This is a genomic window from Caulobacter sp. Root487D2Y (assembly GCF_001427165.1).
In the GTDB taxonomy this organism is placed as follows: domain Bacteria; phylum Pseudomonadota; class Alphaproteobacteria; order Caulobacterales; family Caulobacteraceae; genus Caulobacter.
Genome location: NZ_LMFD01000012.1, coordinates 391,108 through 400,670 on the forward strand (window position 1 = coordinate 391,108; position 9,563 = coordinate 400,670).

Annotated in this window: 9 protein-coding genes and 1 pseudogene; 3 read left to right on the forward strand and 7 right to left on the reverse strand. The window is 64.4% G+C overall.

What is annotated here, in order from left to right; all coding sequences use genetic code 11:
- Entirely contained in the window at window positions 1-663 is a 663-nt protein-coding gene (locus ASD38_RS18975) for a lasso peptide biosynthesis B2 protein (RefSeq protein ID WP_056446306.1), read from the reverse strand.
- A 448-nt stretch (window positions 664-1,111) separates the two neighbouring features.
- On the reverse strand, window positions 1,112-1,765 hold the full coding sequence (locus tag ASD38_RS18980) for a GntR family transcriptional regulator (RefSeq protein WP_056462453.1): 654 nt from the start codon (window positions 1,763-1,765) through the stop codon (window positions 1,112-1,114).
- Window positions 1,766-2,098: 333 nt separating this feature from the next.
- On the opposite strand from ASD38_RS18980, the gene ASD38_RS18985 reads away from it, so the two are divergent.
- On the forward strand, window positions 2,099-2,578 hold the full coding sequence (locus tag ASD38_RS18985; protein WP_056446304.1) for a helix-turn-helix domain-containing protein: 480 nt from the start codon (window positions 2,099-2,101) through the stop codon (window positions 2,576-2,578).
- Here ASD38_RS18985 and ASD38_RS24730 read toward each other — a convergent pair.
- Together ASD38_RS24730 and ASD38_RS18990 are read right to left on the reverse strand one after the other, a co-directional pair.
- Complete coding sequence (locus ASD38_RS24730; RefSeq protein ID WP_327020184.1) at window positions 2,472-2,912, reverse strand: transcriptional regulator domain-containing protein; 441 nt, start codon at window positions 2,910-2,912, stop codon at window positions 2,472-2,474. The genes ASD38_RS18985 and ASD38_RS24730 overlap by 107 nt on opposite strands.
- A complete protein-coding gene (locus ASD38_RS18990) occupies window positions 2,902-3,924 on the reverse strand; it encodes a DNA -binding domain-containing protein (protein ID WP_082560805.1) in 1,023 nt (340 codons plus the stop codon). The genes ASD38_RS24730 and ASD38_RS18990 overlap by 11 nt, the downstream gene beginning before the upstream one ends.
- Window positions 3,925-4,084: 160 nt before the next feature.
- Here ASD38_RS18990 and ASD38_RS18995 point away from each other — a divergent pair, with 160 nt between their 5' ends.
- Window positions 4,085-4,381, forward strand: coding sequence for a DNA -binding domain-containing protein (locus ASD38_RS18995; RefSeq protein ID WP_442857057.1), 297 nt, complete (start codon window positions 4,085-4,087; stop codon window positions 4,379-4,381).
- Between the two features lie 113 nt (window positions 4,382-4,494).
- On the forward strand, window positions 4,495-5,190 hold the full coding sequence (locus tag ASD38_RS19000) for an IS6 family transposase (RefSeq protein WP_056462456.1): 696 nt from the start codon (window positions 4,495-4,497) through the stop codon (window positions 5,188-5,190).
- 237 nt (window positions 5,191-5,427) lie between these two features.
- On the opposite strand, the gene ASD38_RS24060 is transcribed toward ASD38_RS19000, so the two are convergent.
- The 3 genes and pseudogenes from ASD38_RS24060 to ASD38_RS19005 form a co-directional block, all read right to left on the reverse strand.
- Entirely contained in the window at window positions 5,428-5,604 is a 177-nt protein-coding gene (locus ASD38_RS24060; RefSeq protein WP_156390787.1) for a hypothetical protein, read from the reverse strand.
- A gap of 1,063 nt (window positions 5,605-6,667) precedes the next feature.
- Window positions 6,668-6,838 (reverse strand): annotated as a pseudogene (locus ASD38_RS24735) (hypothetical protein); the annotation flags it as partial.
- Window positions 6,839-7,417: 579 nt separating this feature from the next.
- Window positions 7,418-9,563: RHS repeat-associated core domain-containing protein (locus tag ASD38_RS19005; RefSeq protein WP_200946021.1), on the reverse strand; the 2,146-nt coding region annotated here is incomplete at its 5' end.

The following is a 9,563-nucleotide window of genomic DNA, read 5'->3' on the forward strand; positions in this document are numbered from 1 at the left end:
TCACACCACCAGGATCGGCGTGAAGCCGCGCGCGTGCCCCAGGCTGTCGTCCAGCACCACCTCGCCGGCCTGCAGCCAGCAATGGGCCTCGAACGGCCAGGTGCGCACGCCGAACACCCAGGCGACCGCGAAACCGCGCCGCGCCAGGTAAAGGCGCTGCTCCAGGCTGCGCATCAGGCAGCGACCAGACCGCGGGAGCCAGGGCGCCAGGCGGTCGAATCGGCGGCAAGCGGCCAGCAGGGCTGGCGACGGCGCGGCGAAGGCCGCGGCCTTGAGCGGACCGGCCAGGGCCAGGACCTGCGCGAAGGTCAGGGTCTGGACGGCGCGGGCGGCGCGCAGATTGATCGCGGCCGCGCCGGCCATGCCGGGCAGCAGGCCGATGAGCGCGAGCGGCGAACAAGGCTTGGACGTGATCTCCAACGCCTGGCGGACCGGCGGCGGACTGGGCCCCGAGCCCGCGCGAGGTTGGAGGCCGACAAGCCCGGCCTCCACCAGATCCTGGGCCGATGACGCCGGATCGGCGCTCACCGCCCCGTCCGCGCCGACATGCAGGTGCGCCGCGCCCCCGACCAGGCAGAGATAGGCGTCCGAGGCGATGTCCAGGAACACCAGGTCGGACTCGACATGAACCGCGTGGACGCCGGGCGCCAGCCAATATCCCATGGGGGAGTCTCCTTCCGACGACGTCGCGGCCGGACGGCCCTTTGGGCGCGTCCGGCCTGCCGCTCACACGCCCCAGCGGTCGGTGAGGTCTTCGCCCTCCTGCATGCCTTGATGCAGATTGGCCTGGGTCAGGCGCTTGGCGGCGCCCAGCCGCAGCAGGCGTCCTTGGACGAGGTGGGTCATGGTCTTCTCCTTGACCGAAGGGATCGACGGGAGGTCGCCGGCGCGCGGCGGCGCCGACGACCGGCGGCCCGGCTTCAGATGCCGTACTTGTCGGTGAACTCCACCGGCTCGGGCTCGCCGAGCGGGAAGTTGGCCAGGGTCAGCGACTTGGCCGAACCGAGGCGGATCAGCGTGAGGGTGGCAGGGGTGGTCATCAGGACCTCCTTGGGTTTGCGGAAAGCCGCTTGTCGCGGCCCTCAAAGGGCGCGCCCCAGGGGGTCGATATTCAAATCATATCCGTTCGATATCTTTCGCCGTCGGCCAGGCGGGCGATCTGGGCGGCCTGGGTCATCCGGACACGGTGATGGCGCCTCAGCGCCCGTCTCAGCTCGGCCGTCCGCCCCGCCCGGACCGCCGCGACCAGCGCCGAGGCGTCCTGGCCGACGTCTTGCAGGACCACGTCCTCGAGCGCGGCGAACGGCGCCAGTCGATCGGCGAGCGGCTGATAGGCCTGGAACAGGACGCCGTCGCCGCCCCCGCGCATCAGGTCCAGGAACAGCGCCTCGACCATGGCGGCGGCCCCCGCCCCGACCGCCTGGGCCCGCGCCACCGCCAGAAGCTCCAGGGGCGCGCGGCGAACGCCGTCCCGCCGCTCGATCCGCCGCCCCAGGGCGGCCGTCAGATAGACCAGGCGCAGGTCGTAGAGCGCCGCCAGGGTTGGCCCGTCGGGCCTTGGGCGCGTATAGGTTGGGCCGCGCTTGTCCACCAGTCTCTCGCCGGCCAGGCGAGACAGCGCCTCGCGCACGGGCGTCGTCGACAGACGCAGGTCGTCGGCGATCGTCTGGATCGGCAGGGCGTCGCCGGGCGCGTCGACGCCCTGGCGAAGCCGATGTCTCAGGGCGTTCAGCGCCAGGGCGAAGGCGTCGCGTCTTGGAGGCAAGGCGTGGGTCCCGAAAGGTCGAGGCGACACTGTCGCCGACCCTGGAAAAGGCCGCCGTCCGCGGAGCGCTTTTTCTCCGTCGCCGGAGAACATTTGGGGGTATTTTTCCGGGTGAGCGCCGATTCAACGGCGCGGCAAATCGTTACGTGGCATGGCCCGCGCCATAAGTCGGTAAAACCATCGTGGAAAATGGCGCGCGCCTCGCCCCGGGCCCTGGGTCGGCGTGCTTGAAACCGTATCGCGAGAATGGTTTTCCAAAGACACGTCAGGTTGCGCTTTGACCTGTTCGTCGCTTTGCCGCCTCATAGACACTAGCAAGTGCCGGGTAATATTTTGGTCAAACGCGCATCCGAGGAGCTGAGGCGCCAGGGTCAGCTCCTGTCCCAAATCCTGAAGCACATTCGCGACCTGCGACACCTGTCGGCGCGCCAGGTGGCCGACGCCATGGGCCTGCCCCTGCGCACCTACTACAACTTCGAGTCCGGCTCCGGCGCCCTGGACATCGCCCGGATCTTCCGGTTCGGCGACGCCACCGGCAGCGATCCGGTCGGCATCATCGAGGCGCTGATGCTGGGCTCGCTGGATCACGCCCTGCGCTGTGTCGAAAACCAGGCCGCCTCGATCAAGCTCGCCTCGTTCCACAAGTTCGAGCAGAAGGTCGGCGACCGGATGACCAACATCCAGCCGCAGTTCTTCATCGAGGCCTTCAAGCGTTCATACGACAGTCTCGAAGGCCACATGGACAAGATGGACCAAGGCGCCGAGCGCTGGCTGGCGGAGAACCTGCCACGGCTGCGTCACGACGATCCATAGCCCGCGGCTCGGGCGGCCGCGCCGCGCCAGGCGGGTGCGCGCAGGAAGCCCCGTCGGCGCGCCAGATCGCGCCGGCGTCGATATCGCGCAGATCCGGATCCAGCGGCGCCCGCAGGCCCCACCGCTCGGCCACGCCGATCGCCGCCCCGGCTCGCCAGCTGCGGTAGTCGGCCCGATAGTCGGGATTTCGGCGCAGGAACTCCCAGGCCATGCGGGCGCGGTCGGGGTCGGTCGGATCCGGCCGCGGCTGGGCGCGGGGCGAGGCGGCGCGAACGGGACCGCGGGGCGCGAGGCGGGACTTGGCCATGCCCCTATTGAGCCCTTCAGGACGCATGACCGGAATCGGCGTCGTCGTCTGGGGCGAGTTGGGCTCGGGAATTGTGGCGTGTGAACCCCGCCAGAGCCACGATCCGGGACCGCTCGACCGTTTTCAGGCACGGGTCTCCTGAAAATCGGCACGACTCGCGCCGCGTTTGGGTCGGTCCGAAAGATGTCCCCAGGAAAATCGCGACCGCCAGGACCAGCGACGAAAACCCGCCGCGCCAGGCGGGCGAACGCCAGATGTCGACGACCGGCGCGCGCCCGGTCTCGGCGGCCCTGAGCCCGAACACTCGCCGATAGCCGCCGCCGACAGCTTCCTCGGCCGCCCGCACCAGGCGCTGGACGCGCATGCGCATGTAGTCGGAAGGCCCGCTCCAGTCCTGGCGCACCCGCTCCTCGCCAAACAGGGCCAGGGCGATGTCGCGCTGACTGGCGCCGGCCTGGCGCGCGTCATGGGCGCGCAGGACCTCCAGCCAGCGCCCGGCCTTCGAAAGGGCGCGCGGTCGCGGGGGCAGCCGGCCGGTGTCGCGCAGGGCGATCAGCTTGGCCACCGCCGCGAGGGCCGCGCCCCCCCTTCCCGCGTCCGGCAAATGGAAGTGAAGGATCGCGGGACCGGCGAGAATGTCGCCCCCCACCAGCGCCAACCGCAGGCGGGCAAGGCCCGCGCTGATCTGAAGGTGCTGCTCGCCGTCGGCGGTTCGCACGACAACGCACGGCAGGTCCAGCCGGGCCAGGTCAAGCGCGGCGGCGTCGCCAGGCGTCGCCGGCTGGGCCGTCAGGACGGGCACCGACCCGTCCGCCTGCCAGCGCCAGAGCACGGCGGGCAGCGGGTCTCCGGCGGGGCCGGGCCCCGCGAAACAAAGCTCGGGCGCGATCTCGCCCGGGTCCGCGCCGTCCAGGCCCGCGTCGCGACCACGCCCGCGCCGCGCGAACTCCCAGGCCCAGACCGAGGCATCGGCGCCCAGCAGAGGCTCATAGGTTTCGGCCTGTCGCCAGACCGGCGCAAGGGCGCGGACATCGGACATCGCGACCGCTCGAAGCTTCCCACGCCCAAAGTGTTTCCGAGCCCGCCTCGCCTGTCGAGCCGACCCGCGGGCCCCGATCTCAAAGCCAAGTTCTTGATGGACGTCGCCGCCGCCTCGGCGCTAGGGCCTTGGAAGACAGGCCTGATAGAGTGACGCGCTCGTGGCATCCGCATTCAGAGATCTTGGTTTGACGTCCCAGTTGCAACATCCCGTGGCCGATGAAGCGCCGTGGTCGCAGACGCTGACCGACTATGACCAGCGCCATCTGGTCACCTATCTGCGCCTCCTGGACGCGGATCAGGACGGCGCGGACTGGCGGGAGGCCAGCTTGTTGATCCTGGGTCGCGACGCGCGCCAGGCGCCCGATCTCAGCCGCCGGTGCTGGGAAACCCATCTCGAGCGCGCCAGATGGATGACCCGCGCCGGCTATCGGCATCTGCTGGCGCTCAAGCCCTGACCTTGCGCGCGACATCCTTGAGCGAAGGCGGCGCGCCGGTGTTGTCAGCTTAACCAGGGCGCCGCGCGGCCATCGGTCTAGACACGGCTCGTCGGGAACGGCAGGAGCGCGCCATGCGTGCCCTGTCCTTCAAGCGTCACCGGTTCCCACCTGACGTCATCCGTTACGCGGTGTGGCTCTATTTCCGCTTCACCCTGACTTTCCGCGACGTCGAGGAACTGCTGGCCCAGCGCGGGATCGAGGTCAGCTACGAGACGATCCGCTGCTGGACGGTCAAGTTCGGCCCCCAGATCGCCAGGAACCTGAAGCGGCAACGGCCGGTGCCGTCGCCTCGTTGGCATTTGGACGAAATGGTCTGCAACGTCGGCGATCGCCGAATGTATCTGTGGCGCGCCGTCGATGACGAGGGCGAGGTCCTCGACCTGGTCATGCAGCGCCGGCGCGATACGAACGCGGCCCTGAAATTGCTCAAGCGCTTGCTGCGTAACCAGCCTGTCGATCCTGTCTCAATCACCACCGACGGGCTAGGCTCTTACGTCGCGGCGTTGAAGGCGCTGAATATGACCGACCTTCACCGCCCCGGTCGATTGCGCGAAAACAACCGCGCCGAAAACTCTCACCTGCCGATCCGAAGGCGGGAGCGGAAAATGCAGGGGTTCAAATCCCAGGCCTCCGCCCAGCGATTCCTCACCATCCACGCGGCGGTCTACAACACCTTCTACGTCCAGTCCCACCTGTTCCGCCGCCAGACCCTGCGCCAGTTCCGCGGCGAAGCCATGCACGTTTGGAGCCAGGCTGTGAACGCCTGAGCTGGGCGTGATTGGGCGCATTGTGCCGAGGCGGGTTAACCTGACAATGCGTTTTCAGCTCACTATCTGAACCGCAGGTGTGCGGGACGTGCCCTTCCTTCCTGCCCTCATTTGTCGGGGTCGCTTCGGAGGGCTTGGTGGGTTTTGAGGTCACCGCCCAAGGCGGTCTTCCGGCACGGGGACAGCCCCCTTGGGTTGGGGCGATGGGTGCCGCGATCGGCTAGCGGATGAACGGCCTCAGCCGGCTTTCACCACGACCACGAACGCCGTCATGGCCACCGACATGATCACCGTCAGGCCGACGATCTGGGTCCAGAACGCCCTCGGCATCGCGCGCTCGATCGCCACCGTCTGCGCCTCGATGGCGGCGACAAGGCGATCGCCAGGTTGGGGAGTGGTCTGCGAAGGCGTCATGGGAGGGCCTTTTTGATCCGAGGCCAAGCGACACCAAATGCGCGCACCCGGCTTCAACCATTCGTATTTACCGCGCAATCACACTCGCGGGCACTTTCAGGGCAAAGTAGTTACGACCCTATGTTTCTACCACATTTTCCGCACCGCTCGCCCAGCCTAAATACACTTTTTCCTTTTTGCATTAGATAAGAGTGGGAACAATTTGGGCACCGCTCCAAATACAAAAGAAATCCGGAGATTAATATCCCAACCAACATCCAGATTGCTGGAATTTTACCAACCCACGAGAGAACTACACACAAGAAGGCAAGCGCGAGATACGCGACCATTCTTAACTTTATCGCCAATCGACTTTGAAAATTCATCAGCACACACCTTGTGTTCGATAGGTGACGGTCGCAGTACCGCTTGCGCCAGCTGCGAGGCCATAACGCGGCCCCACACCGACTCCACCTCCAACCTGTGGGTTGCTAAAATTCCAACCTCCATTGGGCCCAGTAGGCTGAAAGGGAACCGAACCGTATGCGCCCGCACCTAGCGGCCCATACAGCGGAACACCGAAAGCTCCAGTGACCTCCGGGCCGCCGGATACGCCCCAGCCCCTCGTGGTGCCGCCCGCGTTGTCAGCGCCAAGTCCAGCGCCACCATAGACGCCACCACCTACGCCAAAGCCAAGATAGCCATCGAATTCAAGGCTTCCATTTCCCCGAAGAGATACACCAAGGCCTGTTTTTCCGAAGGCGCCGGCACCACCAGCTGCATCAGCCCCTAGCCGAAGGCGTCCACTGCTTCCCAACACCCCAACTGCACTACAGAATAGTCTTCTAAGTTCTTCCTGTTGCTTCCCTATTTGGAGCTTCAGGTTTTCTTGCTTCATGTTTTCCCACATGCACGCGTTGTTGCACTCGGGCGGACTCAAGACAGTTTCGGTGAGGTTGCCGTTCTCCACATCGGGCGAAGGCGGACACGCTGGATAGCCGGGAGTTCCACACCCTTCATCGACCATGCCTGTCGGGTCGATCCGATTGATCGGATCGTTGCCCACATAGGCATACCAGTTCAGCCCATCGCCGTACCCGATGGGGTCGGTTTGGAGAAACCGTCCCAGGGTCGGAGAATAGGCCTGGGCCTTGTAGTGGTACAGCCCCAGCTCCGGGATCCAGGCTAGGCCTAGCCTGGCCGGTGTACTGGAACCGGCCCACATTGCCATCCGCCGGGATGCCGTATTCGTCATAGGGTGTTGGTGGCGATCGCCGCCCCGCGTCGTTGACGGCGGTGACGATCGAACCTACCGATCGGCCATCAGGTAGAACGCGCCATCCCATTGCGCCGTAGCGATCGATCGGCGCACCGGACGACAGGCCAACCTTCAGCGCAAATGCTGCGATGCATCGCTTAGTCGTTATTCTCCACTGCCAGCTAAAGCTTTACGCCCCCTTGATAGCATCAAAATATTTACTCAGATCTAGCCCAAGAAATATCACTATCGGCACCAAAACAATTCCAGAAATAGAGAATGACGACAAAGACCAGCCTAATATACCAACTGAAAGAGCGAGTACAATAATAGAAAGAATACCAAACGGAACGGCAACGTATTTTGTACATTTGCTAGGAAACAAGCTGTTTATCGATATCAACACTGACGTCGTTAGCAAGAAATACCCAATATACCTCACAAACACAATCGAAGCACCTTCCCGGTCGATCTTATCTTGATCATAGGAGGTCAGAATAGCCAAGGAGCCGGATGCCGCGTATAAAACGGCAATTACATATCGCAGCGTTTTGAACAAGAACCTTGAAGATAGATTTACCACGAAAGAAAACCCCTTCTGTATGCCTCTACTCGATTGCCATATCTGCTTATATTCGAGCATGATCCGCAATTATAGCGCGTAGCTATAGATGCAGCCAACCGATTGGAATCAATGAGCGCACCGGATTGAATATTTGCCACATGACGAGCGACAGTTTCTATATTGGTTAGATCATTTCCGAGAGCATATCTGCCACGGCCATAATATCCGATCGTAATTTGCCCTAGCCCAACCGTACTTGTGACAGTTGAATCCGTAAGTTCTTCAATTCCAAAGGGCAGCTTGTGGCTTTGCTCTTCAAAAATTATGGCCATAATCAGGGCAGGATCGACGCCGTATCGCTCAGCCATCTCTTTGATAGCATTTTGATTTTTTACGATAGTTGCCTTCGCCGACGGGCCATTAATCACATCGCCAATCTTGTTCAAGGTCGAACTATCGCCGCCCCCTTTTGCCACGCTGCATGAGGGACCGGCAAAGTCGCTGCCACACGGCTGCTGCTCTCTTTTCCTTCGCTCGTCCGCCTCGCGACGTCGGCGCTCACGCTCCGCGTCATCCTCCGAAGCAAGGCCCATCGGATCACTCCGATTCAGCGGATCATTGCCCACATAGGCATACATATTCAGCCCGTCGCCATATCCGATGGGGTCGGTTTGGAGAAACCGTCCCAGGGTCGGAGAATAGGCCCGGGCCTTGTAGTGGTACAGCCCCACCTCCGGCAGCCAGATCTGGCCGGTGTACTGGAATCGGCCCTGGTTGCCGGCGTTCGGCAGGCCGTATTCGTCATAGGTGTTCGTGGTGATCGCCGCGCCGGCCGCGTCGGTCACCGAGACGATCGAGCCCTGGGCGTCGGACAGCAGGTAGCGCGGCTGGGTCGTGCCCGAGCCTTCGTACCACACCGCCGGCGCATCGACTCCGGGACCGGGCACATAGCGGCGCAGGAGCGCCCCACCGCTGTACTCGGCCACCAGATCCGGACCTGAATACAGGAAGTTGGTCGTCACACCGTTCGCCGCCGTCGACCACAGACGGCCCGAAGGCTCGTAGGTGAGAGCGCTTGTTCCGGCGGACGTCAGATTATTGAGCAGGTCGTAGCCGTAGGTCTTGGACCCGTCGCTGGAGAGGTTGCCCCGAGCATCGTAGCCGATCGCCGCTCCCGCCGCCGTGGCGTACTGGTTCAGGCCGTTGACGGTGTAGGTCTTGCTGGCCTGAACCTGGCTCCACTCGTACAGACCGCTGCTGGCCGAACGGGTCGTGACCTGGCCGGCGGCGTTGTAGGCGAAGCTCCAGGTCCGAGCCGGATCGGTGCAAACCACCCTATGGCTCAGACAGTTTAGCCGAGAGGCCGCGTCGTAACCGTAAAAGCTGTGGACCCCATTGGCGCGATAGGTCGCGGTTCGGCGGCCCAGGTCGTCATAGGCGTAGCCGGCAAGCGAAAGAGCGGCGTTCTCCCAGATCCCCGTCATCGCGCCGGTCACGTCATAGGCATAGGACGCGAAGGTGTTGTCGGGCCAGATAGCCGCGATCCGTCGGCCCGCCGCGTCGTACTGGTACCTCATCGTCAAGCCGTTGGTGGTCTCGGTCTTCATCCGCCCCAGGGCGTCATAGGTCGCCGATGTGGCTCCGCCGCCGCTGGAATAGGTGGCAGAGGTCTGGTGTCCAAGATTGTCGAAGCCGTAGTCGGTGTCGGCGACCGGACCACCCTTGTGGACCGCCCGGTTCAGCGCATCGTAGGTGAAGGTGATGGTGTCGGCGTTGGGGTCGAGGCTGGCGCTGCGCCGCCGCCAGGTGGTGCGATTGCCGGCCGCGTCATAGCCGTAGGACTCGTAGTCGGCGGTCGAGCTGGCGCAGCAGGTCGGGCTGGGATAGCGGACCTTCACCAACCGATCGAAGCCGTCATACTCGTAGGTCGTGGTGTTGCCCCTGCCGTCGGCGAGGGTCTGCTCCAGGCCGTTGGCGGTGTAGGTGACGGTCTTCTCGACGCGGGGCGCATAGGGCGCGGTCGTTCCATAACCGCTGGTCACCTGGGTGACCCGGTTGGCGGCGTCATAAACGGTGTAAGTGATCCGGTCGGGCCCGTCGGTTCCCTGGGTCCCCAGGCTGCAAGCGCCGGGCGCGGAGGCAAACGCCGCCGGGTTC